This is a genomic window from Sphingobacterium thermophilum (assembly GCF_039541675.1).
GTDB lineage: Bacteria > Bacteroidota > Bacteroidia > Sphingobacteriales > Sphingobacteriaceae > Sphingobacterium > Sphingobacterium thermophilum.
This window is the reverse complement of sequence record NZ_BAABGR010000041.1, coordinates 14,294-35,535: the sequence shown is the minus strand read 5'-3', so window position 1 is coordinate 35,535 and position 21,242 is coordinate 14,294. Positions and strand designations below refer to the sequence as shown.

Genomic DNA, 21,242 nt, shown 5'->3' with positions numbered 1-21,242 from the left:
TTTATTATCCGTTCGTAGTATTCTCTTATATGCCCCATAAAAATATTCTCTTTTGATCTGTTTTTCAATACAAATTTAGCGTTATTTATAATAACCGTTTTTGTGCGGATATCTCATAACTATGTTAACCTACGGTAAAACACCAGCAAAAACATTGCTTTCAGCCGTTTTATATCACTATACATCACGGTTGCAGGAAAAAACTTCCTTGCACAATTTATCAGGTCTTTGCCACTAAAAAAAATTCTCCGCTTGCTGGTAGAAGGTTGTCGGTTCTGTTCTTAAAGTATTTTTCCGTCATGTCTTTTGTGGAGATTGTCTGTATTTCTTTTAAACCTACTTTTTCAGCGAGTTTTATAATTTCTTCAACCGAAAAAAAACTTACAAAAGGAGTACCTGAAGCTGCCGCTCCTTTTATCGACATTTCCATTAATGGCTTGTCTTCTTCATCAAGTAATTCCAATGGCAGATAAAAGGCCATTGCAATAGTAGAACCAGGCGCAAGCAAAGTCATTTTCTTCAGTGTGTCGGTAATGGCTTCTTTTGTCAAATAAAGGGTTACGCCTGTGCAAGAAACAACGGCTTTTTTATTAATGTCAAAACCTTTGTTTAATAGCTCATCCCACCAAGATGAGATTTCAAAATCAACAGGTACAAAGTGGAGATTGCCGGGGATTTTATAGCCGTTTTCAATCAGCTTTTCTTCTTTCCACGTTAATGTGTCGGGTTGGTCAATTTCATAAATATCAACTTGCGAACTGATTTCTGTATTTCGTTGGGCAAAACTATCCAATCCTGCACCAAGCAAAACGTATTGTTTTACTCCTTTTTCAATTTGCCCTTTAGCTATATCTTCAATAAAACGTGAACGGGCTACGATAGAAGCCCGAAGCCGCTTGGTATATTTCATGTCAGGCCGTTCCTGCCAATCATCATCAGGTGCAATTAACTTGAATCCTATTTCATCTTCAAGTATATGAGGTTTTGCATCTGTCTGAACGTGTAACGCTCTCCATAATGCGGTTCTTACTGCGGTATTATCCGGCTTTATGACTTTATCTCTTCCCATTTCTTTGTTTTATGATTAATATCAAGTGCAATGATTATGAAGCTATTATTTAGTCTGTAATGTCATTTGCACGTTGTTACTATTTTGAATAATACTATTAAACCAATTTCCTTCAAAATTATAAAATCGTATACGGGCAACAAAACAATTGGATGAGTTTTAAACAAGTTCTTGCACTTCATGAAATATATTTCAACACGCAGCGTGACTGGATTTTTGAAGTCCCTTGCTTACCGATTCTAAAATGGCGTTGCAGTAACTTCCTTCATAAGGATGGTTGAATACGATGACGGTTCTCATTTTTGACTGTTTGAATTACAGTGCAAAATTGAGCAGTAAAGCAGGTGTCGGACGATAACAATTGTTAATAAGTCCGTTTTTATTGTCTGTTTCGGATTCGGCTCAGGGAAACGGAAGTGATGCCCAGGTACGCAGGCAACCTTTTTCAATAAAATACATCGTTTTGGAAATTTTCCCTTCCTGCAACAGGATGGTTCTTGCCGGAGCTTCCACCTGTTTGAAAAAAGGTGATAAGATGGTCCAAGGGTCTTTACTTTTTAATTTCAAATCCCATTCATTTCGGTTAGTATGATTGGTTTTCCGTCGGTGACAACGATTGTATGTTCGTGTTGCGCCATAAAACCACCTTTGTTTCCCACCATGGTCCAACCATCATTTAACTCTGTTGCATAGGTTGAAGTTGTGGTGATAAAGGTTTCAATGGCAACTACTGAATTTTTTCTAAACCGTCTTTGGTCAAATCGGTTTTTGTAGTTCATTATTTCATCGGGTTGTTCGTGTAAACTCCTTCCAATACCGTGTCCGGCCAAATTTTTAATAACCTTGAAACCTCTTTTTTTGGCTTCGGTTTCCATGATGTGCCCGACTTCTGAAATCTTAACCCCTCCTTTAATATTACCAATGGCTTTTTGCAGGATTTCTTTGGATGCATCCACCAATTTTTGATGTTGGTAGATGTCTTCTCCAAGAACAAATGAACCACCATTGTCCGACCAAAAGCCGTTAAGTTCGGCAGAAACGTCAATGTTTACCAAATCGCCCTCTTTTAATGTTCTTTTCTCAGATGGAATGCCGTGACAAAACTCATTATTCACACTTATACAAGTCCATCCCGGAAAGCCATAAGTCAAATAAGGTGCGGATTTTGCCCCGAAGTCCGAAAGTATTTTTGCGCCGAAGTCGTCTAATTCTTTGGTTGTCATACCGGGTTTTGCATAATTGCGCATTTCTTTCAAGGTGTAAGCAACTACCTCGCTTACTTTCTGCATTCCTATTAATTCTTCGTGTTTTGTTATTGACATTTTTATTTAGATGGTTGCTTTTACATTGCAAATTTAATAAATATTAACCTTTATAATCCTTTTTTGCCTTCTAACCAATAGCCATGCAGATATACTTTGCTCTTCGTTGTATCTTTTATAACTTTTCTAAAGGTTTGAGCTGATTTTACATTTCCTGTGAGGATAAACTTGATATGAGCTTCATTTTGAAGAGGAAATACGGGCAATTGCTTTATCCAATCCTCGTTTTTAAATAATCCTGTTTTGGGATAAACAATAACCGACTCCAGTCCCAAGATTTCAGGAATTTTTAGATTTTCCTCGTCTAATTCAAAAATAAACTGAAATATATGCTTGTTTTGCTTTAATACAGGAGCAAATGATTGTGCCAATCCCAAAGAAGACTCATCTCCAAAAATAATGTATTGCTGAAAGGATGAATCATAATATTTTATCATCGTACTGGGTTTATTTAAAGATAGTACGTCGCCCGGTTGCAAGGCGTTCATGTAATCAGCGCCACAACCTTTGCCATGAAGGTGAACGATAAACTCCATACTTTGTGTTTCCTTATCAAAATTTGAAACAGTGTAGCGTCTAACTTCGGTTTCTGTTACTCTGAAATCAATATATGCACCAACAGTCAATTTTACTTTGTCAAAGACTCCGGACATCCGAATTTTCTTTACTGATGGTGATAAGAAAACGGTTTCATCTACTGTTACGTCGGGAAGTTTTGTCGTAAGTAAATCAACGGTATCAAATAACCATTTGGGAGCTCTTGGCATAATGTTATTTATTTTAGTTATGCAAATAACTGAAGAATTGATAAACCGAGAAAGTATACAATAGAGGTAAGTATTGGACTAAACGTGGTTTTTGTTCTTGAATGTCGAAGCAGTCATTCCGGCAACTTTAGAGAACAATCTCGAAAAATACGGGTAATCATCATAGCCCAATTCGTTTGCAATTTCTTTTACGGATTTGTCGGCATAGTACAGCAGGCGCTTGGCTTCTAAGACAACCCTCTGTTGAATGTGATAAGAAACGGTAAAACCAGTTACTGTTTTTACACATTCATTAAGGTAGGCTACTGAGATGTTTAATTTTTGAGCATAATCGGAAGGGCGTTTCCAAACTTTGAATTGTACTTCCAGCAGTTTTAGAAAGTCATAGTGTATTCGTTCAAATCTGGAAAGCTGTTCTTGTGACTGCAACGATTTTAGGTAAAAAGAAAGATATAGGCCGATGAGGGCATTAGAAGCATTCTTTAATGAATGGAAATAGAATTTATCCTCCTTTTTATCATGAAGATTAGCACATAATAAGAAAGCCTGTTCTAAAATATTCATTTCATCAGATCTTAGGTGCAGGGGATGTGGCGTAATGATTCCCTGGAGATATTTATAGAGGTTTTTATCAATAAGTTCTTGCTCCATTACCAATAAGAACATTTCTATTTCATCGATATTCAGTATTCTATGCACCTGATTGGGAGACTGATACAAAACGGACGGATGTTTTATTTGGTACTGTTTAAAATCCAGTTCCACAAGAGATATTCCTTTTAAATGCAATCCCAAAACATGGCTGTTATGCCGATGTGCTTGACCCGATTCAACATTTTCATCAAAGGTTTCCGAAGTTATTTTGGTTACAAATATTCCGGAATTCTCCTCCATATTAAAAGAATGTGTGGGAATGTTACTTATGGGAGTTTCCATTTTATTGACAGGAGTTATTTGTTGTTATTATAACTTGAATATGGGGAATAGCTGCGGTTAGGTAGCGAAGAGCATTGTCCATTTCGGACAATTCTCATGTTCGTTTATTTATATACAATATGATGTGAAATATGAACCCTATCAACGCTGTACCCAATGTATTGGTCACTGTATTTTAAGAATGATGTTTGCATATTTTATCTGACTTGCAAAATTAAATTTAAAAAATACCGTTCGGTATGTTTTTCGATGAAAAATTATTTCAAACTATCCAAATAGATTTTAAGTTGTTTTAAATAAGATACATACACTTTTTTGCTGTTCTCTAATTTTCCCAAATTCCGGATGCCCCAATAGCCCGACATAACAAAGATAGTTACCTGTTTCGCATTTACGTCCTTACGGATCGTACCGCTTTTCTTGCCTCTTTCGATGGTAGCGGTTATTGCTTTTGTCCATTCTTGAGTTAATTCATTCAAAGCCTTATTAAATTCCGAATTCCACGGGGTCATTTCTTGTGTGAAATTGGATGCCGGACAACCATATTCCACTTTCAGAAAATCATTTTTCATTAAAAGATTGTCCATTAGGTTATAAATAGCATCTAATGGATTCTCTTCGGTTTGAAGCGGCTCAATAAAACTATTTGTAAGTGTTGGCTTTAGGATTTCGTTGATGATGGCAAGTCCCATTTCGTCTTTGGTTTTGAAATGGTAGTAAAAAGCTCCTTTGGTAACTTTTGTCGTGGCGATAATGTCGTCAATGCTTGTCGTCTGATAACCTTTGACATAAATCAGTTCAAACGCTTTCTGTAAAATCATCAACCGTGTTGCTTCCGCCTTTTTCATAAAAGATACTGCTTAGTATTTATGCAAAGGAACGAAAAAATGTCGGGTTGTTGGCAATAATCTTGTGAATTGTCGTCCTGCCGTTCACAAAGTCCGTAAGACACTGAATTACTGTCCCCCGAAACTGCCGTAAAATAGAAACACCAAAGTTTAAATTTTGTCCCGATGTCAAATTGAAGCCGTCACGGGGACAGTCATTCAATGTCTAATTTTACTCTCGTCAATGGTTGCACTGTCGGTTCGCAGGGTTGCAGGTAACGGGCCGCGTATTGGCGAAGTGGCGGAAAAATTGAACCGAAAGTTCAATTTAGCACGACAGTGAGCCGATGTGTTTTCACAGAAGCTAACTTACAAATTAAAAGCGAATGTGAAACACATTCGGCGGCAAAAAATGCAGAAACTTTCAACTTAGCCGTTAACCCGCCATTTTGCCAATGCGATGTTACAGGCAGTGTTTTTTACTCGTCTTTGTTTTGTTCTATCAATTTTAGCATTGTCAAGTTGAATGACGACAATTTGTTACCAATAGCCGAAAAGAAATCAATGTCAGCATTTTCAATGGCAGTCAATGCTTTTTGTAACACTTTCGCACCTTCGTCAGTCAATTTAATTACTTTGGCTCTTGTGTCTGTTTCGTGTTCTTGTCTGCTGATAAATTTCTTTTCTTCCAATGTCCGCAAGACTTTGGAAACCATCATTCTGTCGGAATTGCTTTGGTTAGCTATGTCCACTTGTGTTACGTTTTCATTTTGTTTTGATAGCCAGGCCAATGCTGTTAAAAGAACAAATTGTGTTTGGGTTAAATTCAAAGGGTCTAAAACTATTTTATGTTTTCGTTGCCAAAGCAAAGTCACCTGTCCGAGCAAATATCCCGGACTTTCGTTGGGTGCTTTGAACTTAAATTCTATTTTTTTAGCCATAATTATTTTTGAAGCATTTCTGATGAAATTAAATCGAAATCGTGTTTATTGATTTCAAAAAATCCAAAACGGAAAGGGTAACCCCAACTTTTTTTGTTTTGAATAAACTGTAAATCGTCTATCAAAGGTAAAATGGAAGTGTCTTTATGGTCAAAAAAGTCAATATCCCGTCTGAACGGACAAAAATCTGTGGTCATTTGAAACGGATAAACAGTTTCATTTTTCACTTGTCCGATTGCCGTAAATTGTTGGCATTTATCAGGTTTTCCCATTGTCTGTTTTCCCGAATAGTAAATAACAAAATCGCCACTTCGCATTCTTTTTAGAGGTGTAGATTTTCCGTGACAGGCTTGTGCAAATCCTCCGGAAATACCTGTTTTAACGTGGTCTTTTGACGCTACAATTACCCAATATTTTTCCCCTCGTTCCACAATAATAATTATTTGGCTTCTAAAAAGGTAAGTTTAAAACCGTCTATGTCTTTTACGTGGAACGCTCTTCCAAAGGGTGTTTCCATAATAGGCGTAGCGGTTGTTATTCCATTAGCAATAAAACGCTCTTTTAATTCATCTACGTTTTCATTTACTGCAAACCAAAGAGAAACACCTATGCCTAATTCTTTTCCGTCAATATCCTCTAACGGTGTGCGTATGGCAAAACTGGCTTGTCCTTTATTGTATGTAAAAACACAAGCCTGTGGGTTGGTTTCACTTATTTCAAACCCCAATTTGGTGGTGTAGAAGTTTTTTGACGCTTCTAAATCTCTCACTTGAAGAGATGCAAATGTTAATTGTCTCATTTCTTTTAATTATTTTGTTGTCACAAATATAGTATATACGACAACAAAATGCAAATAATTTTTCGTTTTTTAGTTTGTCAAATTGTTGCTATCGTGTCGAAGTTTGTCTGTTGGAGAATTTTTCAGAGCCGGTTTGTGCGGAACAACATTGCACATAACGTTTTGCAGCTACACGCAGGTGGAGATTATTAGCACTGAACTTCATTAGAAGCACTTATCTTGAACCTTGCACTAAACTGTCATAGAAGCACTGAACCCCCACTTGCGTGTAGGTGCTGTTAGCGGGTCGTTGTTCTTCTTTTTCAGTCATTTATATGTTTTTCGAGTCCGTTAATTATTGTTGTCCAATCTTCAAAGTGTAATTCGTGTCCTGTTCCTTCAAGAGTAATTAATTCCGTATTTTTTATTTTCTCAATTAATACACCTGCGTTTTTATAGTGCCAAATTTTATCATCTGTTCCGTGAATTATCAATGTCGGTTGATATACTTCATTTAGTCTATTCCAATATTCTTCTCCACCTTCCAAAGTAGCGTGATTGAACATACTTATGTAGTTTTTAGCCCTATTAAATTCAGCTCTCACTAATTTTTCGCTACGTTGTTTGTCAAAAGATTTCTTACCCGACATTAAAGCAAATCCTTTTACCATATAGTTTACAACGCTATCTTCATTTGTCCAATCAACAGATTCTGCATTTCCGTGGTGTTCTATAATTCTTGTATCCATTTCGGGAATAGTTGGGTCTGAGTCTCCCCAGGGTCCAGATGAAATAAGAGTTAATGTTTTAACTCTATTTGGAAATTTAATTGCGGCTATCTGTGAAATCAATCCGCCTAATGAAATTCCAACAAAATTTGCTTTGTCTATATCATAGCCGTCCAAAATAGCAATGGCATCATTTGTTAAGTCAACAATGTCGTATGGTGCTGAACCCGGCTCATAATTTGTAGATTGACCAACGTCTCTGTTGTCATAGCGAATAACAAAAAATCCTTTTTCTGATAGTTGTTCGCAAAATTCAGTGTCCCAATATAACATTGATACAGTTGCACCTGCTATCAATAGGATTGCAGGATTATTTTCATTTCCAAAACTTTCAGTTGAAAGTTCAATGTTGTTTGCTTTTATTATTTTCTCTTTCATTCCTGTTTTATTCTGTTTACAACGGGCCGGGTATTTATGAAGGGTGGAAGATGAATGTTCATCAGTTGACTGTAGCACTTCGGTAAGCCGAGCCATTTTTGTTGGCTAATTTACATTTTTCTGCCAAGAAAAATGGCGAAGGCGAAATAGAATTACAAAAGTTGAGTTTTAGATTTCAGCCCGCCTTTTATAAATACCTTGTTGGCAGAAGTAACATTACCGCAAATCTCACATATAGAAAATGCTCAACAAGTTTATTTTTGTTGAGCATTTAAAGCTAAGCTACCATATCTTCATATATACTGTTGGGAGAATTATTTAGTTTTCGTCAAAACTGTTAAAGCGATCTATAAACATAGAGGACAAAAATTGTTAAAATAATTGTCAAACTGAAAAGAAGTAATTCCATTTTTAAGTATTGTTTATTATTGATTGCTTTTAATAATCCAGTCACTCTTTTGTAATATACTATTATCAATATGGGTAGTATAATAATCATGGCTCATCATCATTTGGAACAGGTAAGTCTATATCATCATTATCTATTGGCTCTGCATCATCAGCACCCTCTCTTATTAAACACCATGAAAAATCAACAACAGCTATTGCAACTCCAACTGGACCTAAAAATCTTTTTGCTACATTTTTGAATGTGGTTCTTAACGCTGCGTAAGTCCAAGATGTTCCTGTTGATGTTCCCAATGCCCACAATGCGTCAACACCAAGAGATTCTACAACAAACACAGCCACCAACTTCTTCCCATGTTAGGTCGCCATTAACTATAACATCTAGGTCATCGTCATCGGGAGCTTCTTCATCGTTTACACTTCTTTTGTTTGTAGATTGAGTTTTGTTTTCATTACTATAAACTTCTAATCCTAGACCCCTAGAGTTAATTGTTGCAACGGTTTTGTGTAAGCGTCAGTAACGGGAAAGTGTGCGAGTACTTTCCGCTGACACACCTAATTTAGCAAAACGAGTTGAATTTCCAATTAGGAAATTCAGCCGTTATTGCGCTTACACGTTGTTGTAAAACATTTTTTAATTCCATTCTACATTCAGTTTTTCCAATTCCGCATTTAATTCAGCGAGTGAGTTCGGTTCAATTATCTGCGTATTGATAGTCAATTCTTTATTATCTGTTTTAATAATATAATCTCCTGCAAACTTTTTAATCTGTTTTATTTCATTCAGATTTAGCTTTTTTCCGAATGGTCCGTTTACTGTTAATATTCCGTTTTCAATGCTCACATATTTATATTTCTTTTGATAAAAATAAATTCCAAAATATGCCAATGAGATTAAAATCCAACCATAATCAATCCAATGAATTTCTTCGTCAAAAATTAGCTTTACTAAAAAATATGTTAGCCATATTATTCCGAAAATCAGATTGAAATTTAGTTGTCGTTTTTTGTATTGAATTTTCATTTCGCAAATGTTTTACAACGGTTTGGCTATGCGCAGCGTCCCGTAGGGCATTACGTATAGGTTTTGTTGGCAAACGTTTATTATTTAATCTGAGCAGCAAGTTGTGTTGTAAAATCTTTTAGTACTGATCGGACTGACCTATCACCTCTAAAATTGGCAGACATTACAATCTCTCCACTATTTAGATCGACTACTCTTGCAGAAAAACTTCGGTAAGCGTAATAAAAAGCATCATAGTAATAAGTATAGTCTAATTCTAAAGCATAAATTGAATTCAACTCTTTAATCCTATAAACTTCTGCTTCAAATTCATTATTCACAGGGTCGCTCCCCTCTATTTTGTCTTTGTATTTTACGGCTGTTTTTGCTGTTGAATATGAGATCACATTAAATCCTTTTTCAAAAAGCAAGTGGTTAAGTTCTCCCACTGTACCTGATTTGTCATCTTGAGCAGCAATAGTTAGAGTTGCGTTTCGGGAAAATGTTGTTCCTGGTTTTACGCTAAGTTTTACTGACCCACAAGAACTCATTATGGTCAGGAATAGTAAGGAATAAATTGTTTTTTTAATCATTAGTTTAATTTTTTAATGTTTGCCAACGACCGCGTATTGGCGATAGTGCGGGCTTGAATTGAGCAAAAGTTCAATTCATAACCGAACGAACCCCAAGCTGTCAGCCTTTTTGTAAATTTACTAAAAAACAAAAGCGACCAGCCATATGCGGATAGGGAAGTAGAATTTCAATTTAGCAATTAACCCCGCATTTCACCAAGCTGATGTTATCTGCTGCAATTATTCTTTGAAATCAACTATGAGTGGTGTATGATCACTTAGTTTTGTCCAAAATTCATATTCTCCAACTATAACATTCTTAAGTTTATTTTTAAGTTTTTCTGAAATGAAACAATAATCGATATGATATGGTCTTTCTTTTTTGCGATGCATAAATAAAGTAGCCCTTGTTTCTTTTCCTTGGTTTTCTTGGTAAAAAGCATGATAAGAACTGTAGATATTATACTCAAGCAGTTTGTTTACGAGATTTGTGTGATTATATATTCTTTTAGGTTTGTCCCAAATTGAATTACTATTAAAATCGCCGATTATTATTAAGTTTTCATTTTTAAAAAGTTCTGAATAATAATGAATCGCATTCCAAATTTGTTCTGTGTAACAATCATGATATTTGGGTTTTTGCGTCCACACAGCTAAAATGATATACTCACTTTCTTCATTTTTTACTGAAAGAGGTAAAATAAACCTAAATTCGGGATTGTGAATTTTTAGCAATTCAATTTCATAATTTGAGAATGTAAATATTCCAATTCCTTTGTTAATATTTGTTCCGTACCAAAATGATCGACAGGGCTTTTGTAAACAATTTTGAAAAAGATTTTTGTTAAGATTTTCGCATTCTTGAATAACTAATATGTCTGGCTTTTTAGAAATAATATATTCTGATTTATTTCTAAATGCCATGTTACAATTCCAAGTAATAATTCTCATTTAGAATATACGCAATTTTTTTCATACAGTTGCAGATAACAAGCATGGTGTTTGCGAAGTGTTTTTTTAAACGAAGTTTTAAAAAACACGGAAGCAATCGCACAAAACCCACACATTTTGCAAACCCTTGTGCTTGTTGCACAACTAAATTAATAAAAGTTTCTTATCTTCCCGTATGCAAGGACGGAAGAATTTACCCCCAAACTATTCTATCAAACTAGCTTAGAGAACTTGGTTCCAGAAAATGATACTTATCGACTTATCCAAAAAGAAATGGATTTCCATTATCTGTATGCTTCTACTTCAAAGTATTACGGTAAGGAAGGCCAAGAAAGCATAAATCCGGTTGTGTTTTTTAAGATACTGCTGGTTGGTTATCTCAACAATATCAATAGTGATAGAGCCTTATTGCGTTATTGTGCCGACAGCTTGAGTATTCGTTTGTTTCTGGGGTATGATTTAGATGAAGAGCTGCCTTGGCACAGCACCATCAGCCGTACACGACAGCTTTTTGGCGAAGAAGTATTTTTAAGTTTATTTCAAGACATCTTACGCAAATGCGTTCAAAAAGGAATGGTTCGCGGAAAGCGTCAATGTGTGGACAGTGCATTTATCAAAGCCAATGCAAGTATGGATAGTTTGGTGGAGAAAGAAGTGTTAGAAGATGCGAGCGCTTTTGTGGATGAATTAGAAGCAAACAGTGAGTTTAAAACCACCAGCACCCGAAAGAAATTAGTGGAACAACACCATGCTTGGAAAAAAGAAGCTTATAAAGGAATGCCAGGTAATAGCAATAGCGAAAAAACCGATGAAAACGGCAATTTAATCCGACCGAAATATCTCTCGAATCACACCCATTACAGTCCTACCGACCCGGATGCGAAAATATCAACCAAACCCGGCAAACCCCGACAGCTCAATTATGCAGGACAGTTGGCCGTTGACGATGCCCACCACGTCATTACCGGAGCTTGTGTGAGCACGGCAGGGAGTAAAGACAGCGCTATTTTCTCAGAAATAATGGATCAAACCCTTGACAACCTAAGTCAAAACGAAATAGAAATAGAGGAAGTGCTGGCCGATGCGGGTTACAGCAGCGGAGAAAGTTTACAGTATTGCCAAGATAAAAACATCAATGCCTATATCCCAAACTTCGGACAGTATAAACCCGAACGAGAAGGATTTGTGTTCAACAAAGAAGAAAACCGTTACGAATGTATCAAAGAAGGAGGCAACAAGGCTCTTTTGCCTTTTAAACGCATAATGACCGATAGTAAAGGTTACCAAAAGACAAGCTATAGAAGTAGCGAAAAAGATTGCGGAAAGTGCCCTCTCAGAGCAGAGTGTTGTGGAAAAATCACCAAGTTCAAAAAGATTGAAGACAGTCTTCATAAGCCTTTGTATGACCAAATGCACGAAAAGTTGAACAAAGACAAAAACTACACACGTTTTTTGACCAAACGCCGTAGCAGCACAGTAGAACCTGTCTTGGGTACACTCATCAACCATCACAATATGAAACGAATCAACTCCCGGGGTATGAAACAAGCCCACAAACACGTATTGATGGCTGCCCTGACTTACAATCTCAAAAAATACCTGCGTTTTGTGGTTAAAAAGCCAAGTGTTGTAGCCCAAGTTATATCCCTAAAACTAGGGGAAGTGTACTGTTTTCTAAAAACGCATCTTCACGAGCTCAAAAATTCATTTTTAAGCCACTCAAATTTTAGCATTTTGAACTACAACTAAAAAATAAACCTCCTTTAAATCGACTTAAAAGAGGTTGAGTTTTTTGGGTTTTAAAGATTCTTTGGAAAAATAGAGAGTTGTGCAACGGTTACCCTTGTTAGCGGTAGTTTATTATTTGAATATTTTATTTAATTTAGAAACAACTGGATAAAAATCTTTGTAGATGTTTAAATTACCTAATTTATCTTCTTCTTTAAATGCTTCAAGCACCTTTGTTTTAAATAAACTTCTAGCTTCTTTTCCTTGGATAGAATTTTCCATTGATTTTCTAACTAAATCTACTTCTTTAGTATAAACTTTTGTGAAAATTACATCAGGGATTAATCCTTCTATTGTTTTTTTGCCGGTTTCATTTTTGCCGATTATTATGTATTCTTTATTTTCTATCAATCCAAGTGTGTCAAATGAACTTTTAACATCAGTAATCTTATCCAAGTCAACAGTTACAACGAATCTTTTAAATCTTTCTTTTATAAATTTCAAGAGAATATTATTTTTAATATTTCCCGCGCCTCCATAAGCAAAAATTTCACCATCAAAAATCAATCTATTGTTACCGTGTTTTTTGTCTTTTAAAAGTTCAAAATATTCTTTATCTGAACTTCCTTCAACTAAAATAATATCACTTTTATCACTGAAGATGGTAGATTTTAATGGTCCGAAGTCATCACCTTTTATACCTAATGATAGGGCAAAAGGTTCAAACCATTTATCACCACCTGTATTAACTAATTTTGAACCTTTGTTTTTGTTAGTTAAATCTCTTTCAAGTAGGATATTTGCTTTGGGTTGTTTATGACTTAATAAATAAGGACTGTGTGTTGCAACAATTATTTGAATTTTGAATTCTACAGCAAGATCTTGAAGTATTCTGCCGAATTCAGCTTGGGCTGAAGGATGCAAAAAACTTTCAGGTTCTTCAATAATTACTATAGGGGTTAATTTTTTACTAATATTTGAAGATTCTTGAATTCGTTTAGCATTCATTAAATTCAATAGAATTAAAGTTCTGTTTTTTGTACCGGAACCCCAATCTTCTAAAGATACTTCAACACCTTTTTCTTTTAGAGAAATTTCAATAGATTCTCTATCAATATTTAAATTAGGTATACCAAGTGAAACATCATATTTTTCGGTAAGTCTTCCTAAAAGTGAACTAAATTCTGTTTGATGCTTTTTAAGTGATTTTTTTACTACAGTCTCTAATTGATTTTTTTTCGCTGTAATTGCTTCTAAATCCTCATTAGTTAAATATGACGATAACGAATCTCTTCTTCTTTGTGAAAAAAAGATAGGTTCATTTTCTGTTGAATTATGAAATATTACACATTCTGAACCTCTTAATCTGTTAAGAAATTCATCTCTTTTATACTCATCCTCTATTTTACTATCTCCAAAAAATACTTCAATAATTGTATTAGATTCATCTGGCTTATGTTCAGCTTTTATAGAGACAATTTCAGTTTCATTTTGCCTTGTCTCGTTTTCTTTAAATATTAATTCATTAATAAATTTGTAAATGCCAGCATCTAAATCTTTTTTAAGTTCTAGATTTATTTCAATTTCAATTGACTCTTTGATTTTATCTTTTGTTTTCCAATATGGGTAATCATTTGAATAATTAATAGGACCGTTTCTCATAGGATAGAATAATCTTAGGTCGTATGTAAGAAAAAATAAAATGGTTCTTATAATATTCGATTTTCCGCAATTATTTCTACCTGATAAGGCATTGTAAAATTCATTAAATTCTATTTCAATTTCTTCTAAACTTCTATAATTTTTAGCTTTTATATTTAAAATTCTCATATGAAAATAGGAATTAATTTGATACGTGCGTCTTTTATAAATTACCGCTAACGCCAGACTGTGAAAAAACTCACAATCTCTCAAACAAATATAGTAAGAAACTAGTGAGAAAAATGAGAAAGCTGTATTTTTATATATGCAACACATCCAAGGAATTTCCCGCCATCAGTTACAAATGAGTAGCTTAGAAGACAAGATTAGTGCTGATAATCCCGTGCGATTTATTGAGGCTTGGAACACACCTTACAAGAGAAAGGCTTGGCTTTTGTAAAACTGTACTTTTACGACTTCAAAACCTCATTTTTAAGCCACTCAAATTTTAGCATTTTGAACTACAACTAAAAAATAAACCTCCTTTAAATCGACTTAAAAGAGGTTGAGTTTTTTGGGTTTTAAAGATTATTTGGAAAAATAGAGAGTTGTGCAACGGTTACCGCTGTTATGGGCTGCCTTTCTTCTGTCGGATTAGTCCAATTCCCAATGTCAAAAGTCCAAAAGTCAGTATTGCAATACCAACATACAAAATGAAAATTAGTCCTGTCGGTTCGGTAATTTGTCTGCCGATAGCTGCCGCAAAGAAGCCTAAGCTAATTGTAATGGCTGAAATCGGGAATGAAAGTCGGGCAAACCATTTCCAACGATTGGACAAAGAAGCGTGGTCTGCGAAGAGTTGAGCAACTAACGCAAGAATGACCAAAACACCTGCGTGGGCGTGTCCTGCACGGAACATTGATTTTTGGAAGTCCGTTAATTGCAAATGTTCCTGTTGTCCGCTTAAAACGGTGAGCAAAAAATACCCACCGTAAATGATTGTTGGAACGGAAAGCAAAATGTAACCGCTTATTTTTCTTGCTTCGTTTGTCATAGCTGTTAGTGTTTAAAGGTTGTTGGTGCTTTGTCCAATTTACTTTTAATAAAAATCAAAGCGGTTTCTTCGTTCTTCATAAACGGAATTTCTTTGCCGTCTTTTTCTTTGATGAGTTCAACAGTTTCGGTCAGCACACCTTCTTCGTAGTTGTAGTTTTGCGTAATTCTAAACTTGTTATACGGCATAAACTTACTTGCATTTGGAACATACATTATCAAAACGGATTTACGAAATTCTGCGTCTGTTGTTCCCGTTCCGTTGCCAAGCGATGAATTGATAGTTGCTTGCACTTTTCCGTCAATCAGATTTTGGTAAGCAACTTCAAAATACATTGTCTGGTCTCTGTTACCCGCTTTGCCGTCATAGTCGGGGTGAATACGGTGCAATGATTTAACGGATTTCCAATGATTGTCATAACGTTTTTGAACAACGTCAAATTGGTAATCATAACTTTCTGCTCGCAACCATTGTCCGTTTTCGTATCGGTATGCTTTGCTGACACCGTTCCAAATAATTGTGTAGGTGTCGTCCAACTCAACGGAACGGTTAAGCGGAACTGTTACTTGTTTTGAAGTGCTGCAACTCGCCAAAATCATAAAAGCTATTGCAGTAGCGGAAAAAATCACCTTTTTCATTCTGAATTTTTTTTAGTGAAACATTAAATTTTACACTGCAAAAGTCTCAAAGGTGAATGAAGAAGAAATTGACAAATGTTACAATCGCTACTTGTTAGCAATTTTTTTCCGTAGTCGGCTCAAGCTTTCACGTTCAAGTCCCAAATAAGAAGCAATGTGATAAAGCGGTATCCTATCAAAAATGTGTGGTTGATTTTTAAGCAAGTCAAGGTATCGCTGTTCTCCGTCTAAAAACAAAAAACTTTCAACCCGTTGTGTGGTCAGCTTGTAAGATTGTTCGGCTATCATTCTGCCAAAGCGTTCCCAATTTTGCGATTGGTTGTAGGCATTTTGTAAAGCGGATAAATTGAATGTTACAATTTCAGCGTCTTCCAATGCCTGAATGAAGTAGCGGCTGGGTTTACTTTGTAAAAAGCTGTCATAGTCCGTTACAAATTCATTTTCAAATGCAAAATGCGTGTTGATTTCCTTTCCGTCTGCAAGGTAATAAGTTCTGAAACAGCCTTGATTGATAAAGCCGATTTCGTGACAAATTTTTCCTTCGGTCAAAAAGTAGTCTTTCGCTTTAAGTTGTTTTGTCTTTAAAAAGGGTTCAAAAAGCGAACAGTCCTTTTCTGTCAGAAAGGAAACTTGTGTCAGCCAATTTTTAAATATTTTAAAGTCGCTCATTGTCCTGTGTTCGTTGGTCTGTGGGGGTGTCGTCTAAGGTTGCCCATAACGTTCGCCGGTATGCGCAGTGCGGGATTCGAAGCGCTAACTTGTCGAGTTACGACAAGCTTTATTAAATGAATTGCCTATAAAACAGGCACAGCACCCCGCATTGCGTATGACCATTTGTTGGCGGTAGTGGCTCTTTTATTGATTTCAGTAAAGGTCAAAATCACGTCACATTATTTCTATCAAAAGCGATGCTAAAGTCTTTCCCACCCGGCTCCTGAAATATTTCTATATCGAAAAAAGTAGCAGTAGAATACAAGTGGTCAAAAATATCTGATTGTATTGATTCGTATTCGACCCAAGCGGTAGTTTTGGTAAAACAATAAATTTCCATCGGGATGCCTTTGTTTTCACTAGCAAGCTGTCTGACCATTAAGGTCATGTCCTGTCTGATTTTCGGATGTGATTTCAGATAGCTTTCAATGTATTTTCTAAACACGCCCAAATTGGTCAATTGCCTGCCGTTAATTAAGACTGAGGTGTCTATGTTGTGTTGAGTATTGAATTCTTCTATTTCTTTCTGACGGTTTTTTACGTAATTGGAAATAAGTTGAATTTTTTTGAGCTTTTCTCTCATTTCAGCATCGACAAGTTTTACCGAATGAGCATCTATAAAAATAGCTCTTTTGATTCTTCTTCCACCACTTTGTTGCATTCCCCGCCAGTTTTTAAAACTGTCTGTAATAAAATAATAAGTTGGAATGGTAGTAATGGTTTTATCCCAATTCTGCACTTTTACAGTGTTCAGGTTGATGTCAATAACATCTCCGTCCGCATTAAATTTGGGCATTTCCACCCAGTCGCCCACACGCACCATATCATTAGATGACATCTGCACACTCGCCACTAAGCCCAAAATAGTATCCTTAAATACCAATAGTAAGATGGCTGTCATTGCACCAAATGCACTAAGAAAATAAATAGGTGACTTACCTAATATTACCGAAAGCACTAAAATGATCGTAACTACATAAAGTAGAATTCTAATGAGCTGAAAGTAGCTGGTTAATGGCTTATCTTTAAATACAGGAAGCTGGGATAAGGTGTATTCGCCCACTTTTAATATAGAAAAAAACACCGCCATGCTAACGATTATTAGATAAGCGTCTGTTAATCTTATAACGAATGGAAGAATCTGTTCAAAGTCCGAAAAAATAGCAGGAGCCATTAATCGCACTATAACCGCAGGGGCGATGTGAGCTAGTTTGTTGAATGCTCTTGTATCAGCAAATAAATCGTCCCAAGTAAACGAGCTTTTTTTAAATACTTTATAGAGATAATATATGAAAACCCTTTTTGCAATTAAGAATGAAAGAGATGATAATATGATTAGGAGTATGATAAGAACAAGCAATCTGAAATAGACAACCCAATGCTCTGAAACTCCTAAATTTGATATTAATAATTCTGTGTGTTCTTCAAGAAAATTTATCCAATCCATAATATTGTTTGTTTGCAAATTTTGTCAAAATGTAAGGCTAAATTATAAGAAGTTATCAAGTATTCATCGGATGTCCGATGTGAACTCGGTTGCTCCTGCCATTACCGCCAACGGTTGCGCTTGGTGTAGTGGCGGAAATAGAAGCAAAAAGTTTCAATTTAGCGGCACAGTAAGCGAAAGCCAATTAATTGATTAAATTTTCAAAAAAAGTCAATATAATTGGCTTTTTTGCGGAATAGAAGGCTTAAAGTTTAGTTTTAGCCTAAAGCCGCCATTGCGCCAAGCCCTTGTTAGTGGCAGTTATTTAATCTCAATGTTGTATTTATTAATAATATTGTAATTTTCGTCTTTCATAACAATTGTATAAATTCCATTTCTAAGATAGAGTTCCCTTGGTATTTTATTATCAATAATTTCAATAATATCTGCTGGTATTCCATTATTTTCAAATTCATCATTCCTGTACGCTAAAATAAGTAATGGTCGATGTTTTTTAATTTTACGATGAGGTATGACATATACCTTTTTCCCATTTGATAACCATTCAGGACGATTATTAATATAATCAGTTGGAGGATGGATGATTACTATATCTGTTTGCGTACTTTCGCTTTTGCCATTAAAAACTTTTCCGTTTTCATCTATTAAAATAATGGGTTCCTTTGTATTATTTAGTTTAATAAATAAATGATTGTTTTCTCTATCCGATCTTTCTAAAAACATCGTTTGATCTATCGTTAGAGGGTCTATCTTCATATTTTCTTTTAATCTTCCTGCCATTGCCTTTCCCCAAGCAGGATAATCATTTTCGTAAGCGTGAGCATACCCACAATGAATAAGTACTTTTCCTAAAGGATTTCTTTCGATAAACTTTTGGATATTTTCAGCTTGTTCAATTTCTCGCTCTTTACCATTTTTTCCATCAGAAGCCTCATAGCTAAAAAGAATAAAACCAATCTTTAGGGCTTCTGAAATTAAATTTCCAAATTCAGGTTCTCTCGTGTAATATCCTGTCTCTATTACAGGATATTTTGTCTCATTTATTTTCGAATCAAATAATGCTTCAAGGCCTAAATAACGATAACCATTATCGTATAATTCTTTTAAAAGAGATTTAATAAAAGTGCGATGTTTTGGAATATGGTGTGCTTCGTTAATAATGATAATTTGTGCACTTTTTGATTGTTTTATTATGTAATCTTTTGCATTTACTTTTTTACTACTTGTAAAATACAAGCTGTCTTCTAGAGTGATTTTTGGTTTTCTCACGCCATTCTTATCCCATACTTGAAGGACTTCTCGATAGTATCCGCTGAAAGATAATTCAGTTGCACCTATTTGATATTTCCAAGCAACTGTATCTTTATCGATTTGGGATAAAATATCTTTAGAAAATCGGTAAGTCTCTAACGTTGATTGTCCAAATGCAATTGATATGTTCAGTAATAAAATAACGGTAAAAAGTTTATCCATTGAGTATTGTTTTATAATGGCACACAACGGGCCGCGTATTGGCGATAGTGGCGGATTAGAAAGCCAAAACTTTCAAATTTGCACTAAGCTAAGCAACAGCCTTTTATTATTTTCTAAATTTATGAAAAAAGGAAATATAAAAGGCTGTTGCGACAAAAAAAGGAGAAACTTTCAATTTCTCCCTTAAACCGCCATTTCGCCAATACGATGTTAGCCGTAGTATTATTTAATTGAATCTATCGTATTTTCCAATCTAATCCAAAAGTCTTTTATTAGAGTAGGTAATTGCTCATTCAACTTTACTTCATTATTGAAAAACCTGTTTCTATTTTTGAAAGTATCAAATAAGCCATTTGTATAATCAGGAATGTATATAAATTTTTCAACTAAAATATTGTCTTCAAATTTTTGATATACTTTCGGTATGTTTTCAAAGGAAGCATTATGTATAATTTCGTTTCTCAAACTAATAATTAATTTAATTTCATCGGTTTTCTCAAAAAGTGTATTTTCAAAATTTATTGATTTAATCTTTTTAAAATCGCCGTATAATATACCTTTTGATTTCATTTTAGGATATTCATTGAAATCAATTGGTAAGTTTTCAATTTCAAATAGAATTTTTGTGATAAAGTCTAGTTGACTTGTTAAGTTAATGAATAAGTGATTAATTTTTGAAAAAATATTTGTTACTATTTGCCCTGATGCGAACATTAACCCATTTGGTTGAATTGGTTTTGTACTCAACATAAAGGAATTTACATTGAATGTTTTATAAAAATCACAAAATAAAAATCTTGATTCTGAAACTAAATTCTGTAATGAACCCACAAGATTTTGGAAATCATAATAAAATAGAATTTTATGTGTCTCGATTGATTTTTGTGAATAAACCCACTTTTCAAATTCTTGTTTAGAGACTTTAATTTCGGCATCTACACCTCCGTAAGTATGTGCAAATGTTAATGGAAAATTATATAGAATTTGTAAACTTCCAAATAATTCTTCTGCGACTTTGTTTGTAAGTGAAATTAATTTAACGTCTAAATCACTTGTGTTGTCATAAGCTATAATTGAAAATTGATCGTTCCATTCAACGACAATTGATCTATCTGTTTTTTCGTCTGAAGGAAGTCCATCAAGATTATAAAATTTGTTCATACGCGACGGTTGGTAAATATTACGGCTAACTCTCAAATATACGCAATAATCTTCTTTACAAAAAAAACCAATAATTCTCTGTTTTGCCATAAATATTTGTTTGTAAGGGGTTTCACTTTATGGTTGTGCGATTTTATCCATTGCGCATTTTGTATAACTTTCTTAGATTTTCTTTATTAGGTAATACAAAATGCGCAGTATGAAAGCTATTGATTTTTCCGGTTTTGATTTTCGGGACGGCAGGCGCAAGGATGTCGCAGTTATTTGGATGGATTTCAAATACGACCGGGCAAAGATTGATTTGGTCAAATCGCTGAAAGGTAGGTGGAGCAGGTCTGAAAAGTGCTGGTATGTACCGGACAACACCCATTTCCGGACACTGTTTGGGATGAAAATCCCACCGGTTGGCAAAGGGGTGTTGTCCAAATTGTCACCCGTAAATGCTCGGGAGTTACAACGCATGAAAGAAGTATTGCAGATGAAAGCCTATAGTCCATCCACCATAAAGACATACATGATCGAATTTGCACAGCTACTGTATATTTTGAAAGATGTGCCCGTTGATTCGCTGGGCTACGACCGTCTCCGTGCTTACATTCTTTATTGCATCAATACATTGAAGATTTCGGAAAGCCAGCTGCAAAGCAGG

At 35.0% G+C, this 21,242-nt stretch carries 23 protein-coding genes; 2 read left to right on the top strand and 21 right to left on the bottom strand.

What is annotated here, in order from left to right; translation table 11 throughout:
* Positions 1-220 precede the first annotated feature (220 nt).
* From ABD873_RS13215 to ABD873_RS13150, 14 genes are all read right to left on the bottom strand, one after another.
* Positions 221-1,069 (bottom strand): class I SAM-dependent methyltransferase, encoded by an 849-nt coding sequence (locus ABD873_RS13215; RefSeq protein ID WP_345069059.1) that lies wholly within the window; start codon positions 1,067-1,069, stop codon positions 221-223.
* A 402-nt stretch (positions 1,070-1,471) separates the two neighbouring features.
* Complete coding sequence (locus ABD873_RS13210) at positions 1,472-1,636, bottom strand: cyclic nucleotide-binding domain-containing protein (RefSeq protein ID WP_345069057.1); 165 nt, start codon at positions 1,634-1,636, stop codon at positions 1,472-1,474.
* Positions 1,633-2,391, bottom strand: a complete 759-nt coding sequence (gene map / locus ABD873_RS13205; protein ID WP_345069055.1) for a type I methionyl aminopeptidase — start codon at positions 2,389-2,391, stop codon at positions 1,633-1,635. Before map ends, ABD873_RS13210 begins: the two co-directional genes overlap by 4 nt.
* A gap of 50 nt (positions 2,392-2,441) precedes the next feature.
* Positions 2,442-3,158 (bottom strand): FAD-binding oxidoreductase, encoded by a 717-nt coding sequence (locus tag ABD873_RS13200; RefSeq protein ID WP_053327196.1) that lies wholly within the window; start codon positions 3,156-3,158, stop codon positions 2,442-2,444.
* A gap of 78 nt (positions 3,159-3,236) precedes the next feature.
* Complete coding sequence (locus tag ABD873_RS13195; protein WP_345069050.1) at positions 3,237-4,052, bottom strand: AraC family transcriptional regulator; 816 nt, start codon at positions 4,050-4,052, stop codon at positions 3,237-3,239.
* Between the two features lie 299 nt (positions 4,053-4,351).
* Positions 4,352-4,942 carry a TetR/AcrR family transcriptional regulator gene (locus ABD873_RS13190; RefSeq protein WP_013667836.1) on the bottom strand — a complete coding sequence of 197 codons (591 nt, stop codon included), beginning with the start codon at positions 4,940-4,942 and terminating at the stop codon, positions 4,352-4,354.
* A gap of 458 nt (positions 4,943-5,400) precedes the next feature.
* Entirely contained in the window at positions 5,401-5,862 is a 462-nt protein-coding gene (locus ABD873_RS13185) for a MarR family winged helix-turn-helix transcriptional regulator (RefSeq protein WP_345069045.1), read from the bottom strand.
* A gap of 2 nt (positions 5,863-5,864) precedes the next feature.
* On the bottom strand, positions 5,865-6,293 hold the full coding sequence (locus ABD873_RS13180; protein ID WP_345069043.1) for an EVE domain-containing protein: 429 nt from the start codon (positions 6,291-6,293) through the stop codon (positions 5,865-5,867).
* Between the two features lie 8 nt (positions 6,294-6,301).
* Positions 6,302-6,661: a VOC family protein gene (locus ABD873_RS13175; protein WP_345069041.1), complete on the bottom strand. Its 360-nt coding sequence runs from the start codon at positions 6,659-6,661 to the stop codon at positions 6,302-6,304.
* Positions 6,662-6,963: 302 nt separating this feature from the next.
* Positions 6,964-7,806: a macrolide hydrolase EstT gene (estT, locus tag ABD873_RS13170; RefSeq protein ID WP_345069040.1), complete on the bottom strand. Its 843-nt coding sequence runs from the start codon at positions 7,804-7,806 to the stop codon at positions 6,964-6,966.
* Between the two features lie 495 nt (positions 7,807-8,301).
* Positions 8,302-8,550: a hypothetical protein gene (locus tag ABD873_RS13165; protein WP_345069039.1), complete on the bottom strand. Its 249-nt coding sequence runs from the start codon at positions 8,548-8,550 to the stop codon at positions 8,302-8,304.
* A 298-nt stretch (positions 8,551-8,848) separates the two neighbouring features.
* Positions 8,849-9,238 (bottom strand): hypothetical protein, encoded by a 390-nt coding sequence (locus ABD873_RS13160; protein ID WP_345069038.1) that lies wholly within the window; start codon positions 9,236-9,238, stop codon positions 8,849-8,851.
* An 80-nt stretch (positions 9,239-9,318) separates the two neighbouring features.
* Entirely contained in the window at positions 9,319-9,810 is a 492-nt protein-coding gene (locus tag ABD873_RS13155) for a hypothetical protein (RefSeq protein ID WP_345069036.1), read from the bottom strand.
* A gap of 219 nt (positions 9,811-10,029) precedes the next feature.
* Positions 10,030-10,740 carry an endonuclease/exonuclease/phosphatase family protein gene (locus tag ABD873_RS13150; protein WP_345069034.1) on the bottom strand — a complete coding sequence of 237 codons (711 nt, stop codon included), beginning with the start codon at positions 10,738-10,740 and terminating at the stop codon, positions 10,030-10,032.
* 231 nt (positions 10,741-10,971) lie between these two features.
* On the opposite strand from ABD873_RS13150, the gene ABD873_RS13145 reads away from it, so the two are divergent.
* Positions 10,972-12,489, top strand: a complete 1,518-nt coding sequence (locus ABD873_RS13145; RefSeq protein ID WP_425568727.1) for an IS1182 family transposase — start codon at positions 10,972-10,974, stop codon at positions 12,487-12,489.
* 111 nt (positions 12,490-12,600) lie between these two features.
* Here ABD873_RS13145 and ABD873_RS13140 read toward each other — a convergent pair whose 3' ends face one another.
* The 7 genes from ABD873_RS13140 to ABD873_RS13110 all read right to left on the bottom strand — a co-directional run bounded on the left by ABD873_RS13140 (position 12,601) and on the right by ABD873_RS13110 (position 20,683).
* Complete coding sequence (locus tag ABD873_RS13140) at positions 12,601-14,298, bottom strand: ATP-dependent nuclease (protein WP_345069032.1); 1,698 nt, start codon at positions 14,296-14,298, stop codon at positions 12,601-12,603.
* Between the two features lie 439 nt (positions 14,299-14,737).
* Entirely contained in the window at positions 14,738-15,163 is a 426-nt protein-coding gene (locus tag ABD873_RS13135; protein WP_116876870.1) for a hypothetical protein, read from the bottom strand.
* Positions 15,164-15,168: 5 nt separating this feature from the next.
* The gene (locus tag ABD873_RS13130) at positions 15,169-15,801 is read right to left on the bottom strand and encodes a hypothetical protein (RefSeq protein WP_140936949.1); all 633 of its coding nucleotides are present in this window, start codon (positions 15,799-15,801) and stop codon (positions 15,169-15,171) included.
* A gap of 87 nt (positions 15,802-15,888) precedes the next feature.
* Positions 15,889-16,470, bottom strand: a complete 582-nt coding sequence (locus ABD873_RS13125) for a Crp/Fnr family transcriptional regulator (RefSeq protein ID WP_345069025.1) — start codon at positions 16,468-16,470, stop codon at positions 15,889-15,891.
* A gap of 211 nt (positions 16,471-16,681) precedes the next feature.
* Positions 16,682-17,959 (bottom strand): mechanosensitive ion channel family protein, encoded by a 1,278-nt coding sequence (locus tag ABD873_RS13120; protein WP_345069023.1) that lies wholly within the window; start codon positions 17,957-17,959, stop codon positions 16,682-16,684.
* A 300-nt stretch (positions 17,960-18,259) separates the two neighbouring features.
* On the bottom strand, positions 18,260-19,432 hold the full coding sequence (locus tag ABD873_RS13115) for a hypothetical protein (RefSeq protein ID WP_345069021.1): 1,173 nt from the start codon (positions 19,430-19,432) through the stop codon (positions 18,260-18,262).
* A 222-nt stretch (positions 19,433-19,654) separates the two neighbouring features.
* Positions 19,655-20,683, bottom strand: coding sequence for a hypothetical protein (locus ABD873_RS13110; RefSeq protein ID WP_345069019.1), 1,029 nt, complete (start codon positions 20,681-20,683; stop codon positions 19,655-19,657).
* 178 nt (positions 20,684-20,861) lie between these two features.
* Between ABD873_RS13110 and ABD873_RS13105 the strand changes: the two genes are divergently transcribed.
* The coding region (locus ABD873_RS13105) for a phage integrase N-terminal SAM-like domain-containing protein (protein WP_345069017.1) at positions 20,862-21,242 on the top strand (381 nt) is incomplete at its 3' end.

Excerpts from the sequence above, each read along its gene's own strand:
- ABD873_RS13215 (WP_345069059.1), bottom strand. The coding sequence starts at position 1,069 with ATGGGAAGAGATAAAGTCATAAAGCCGGATAATACCGCAGTAAGAACC.
- map (WP_345069055.1), bottom strand. The coding sequence starts at position 2,391 with ATGTCAATAACAAAACACGAAGAATTAATAGGAATGCAGAAAGTAAGC.
- ABD873_RS13200 (WP_053327196.1), bottom strand. The coding sequence starts at position 3,158 with ATGCCAAGAGCTCCCAAATGGTTATTTGATACCGTTGATTTACTTACG.
- ABD873_RS13195 (WP_345069050.1), bottom strand. The coding sequence starts at position 4,052 with ATGGAGGAGAATTCCGGAATATTTGTAACCAAAATAACTTCGGAAACC.
- ABD873_RS13190 (WP_013667836.1), bottom strand. The coding sequence starts at position 4,942 with ATGAAAAAGGCGGAAGCAACACGGTTGATGATTTTACAGAAAGCGTTT.
- ABD873_RS13185 (WP_345069045.1), bottom strand. The coding sequence starts at position 5,862 with ATGGCTAAAAAAATAGAATTTAAGTTCAAAGCACCCAACGAAAGTCCG.
- ABD873_RS13175 (WP_345069041.1), bottom strand. The coding sequence starts at position 6,661 with ATGAGACAATTAACATTTGCATCTCTTCAAGTGAGAGATTTAGAAGCG.
- estT (WP_345069040.1), bottom strand. The coding sequence starts at position 7,806 with ATGAAAGAGAAAATAATAAAAGCAAACAACATTGAACTTTCAACTGAA.
- ABD873_RS13160 (WP_345069038.1), bottom strand. The coding sequence starts at position 9,238 with ATGAAAATTCAATACAAAAAACGACAACTAAATTTCAATCTGATTTTC.
- ABD873_RS13155 (WP_345069036.1), bottom strand. The coding sequence starts at position 9,810 with ATGATTAAAAAAACAATTTATTCCTTACTATTCCTGACCATAATGAGT.
- ABD873_RS13150 (WP_345069034.1), bottom strand. The coding sequence starts at position 10,740 with ATGAGAATTATTACTTGGAATTGTAACATGGCATTTAGAAATAAATCA.
- ABD873_RS13140 (WP_345069032.1), bottom strand. The coding sequence starts at position 14,298 with ATGAGAATTTTAAATATAAAAGCTAAAAATTATAGAAGTTTAGAAGAA.
- ABD873_RS13135 (WP_116876870.1), bottom strand. The coding sequence starts at position 15,163 with ATGACAAACGAAGCAAGAAAAATAAGCGGTTACATTTTGCTTTCCGTT.
- ABD873_RS13130 (WP_140936949.1), bottom strand. The coding sequence starts at position 15,801 with ATGAAAAAGGTGATTTTTTCCGCTACTGCAATAGCTTTTATGATTTTG.
- ABD873_RS13125 (WP_345069025.1), bottom strand. The coding sequence starts at position 16,470 with ATGAGCGACTTTAAAATATTTAAAAATTGGCTGACACAAGTTTCCTTT.
- ABD873_RS13120 (WP_345069023.1), bottom strand. The coding sequence starts at position 17,959 with ATGGATTGGATAAATTTTCTTGAAGAACACACAGAATTATTAATATCA.
- ABD873_RS13115 (WP_345069021.1), bottom strand. The coding sequence starts at position 19,432 with ATGGATAAACTTTTTACCGTTATTTTATTACTGAACATATCAATTGCA.
- ABD873_RS13110 (WP_345069019.1), bottom strand. The coding sequence starts at position 20,683 with ATGGCAAAACAGAGAATTATTGGTTTTTTTTGTAAAGAAGATTATTGC.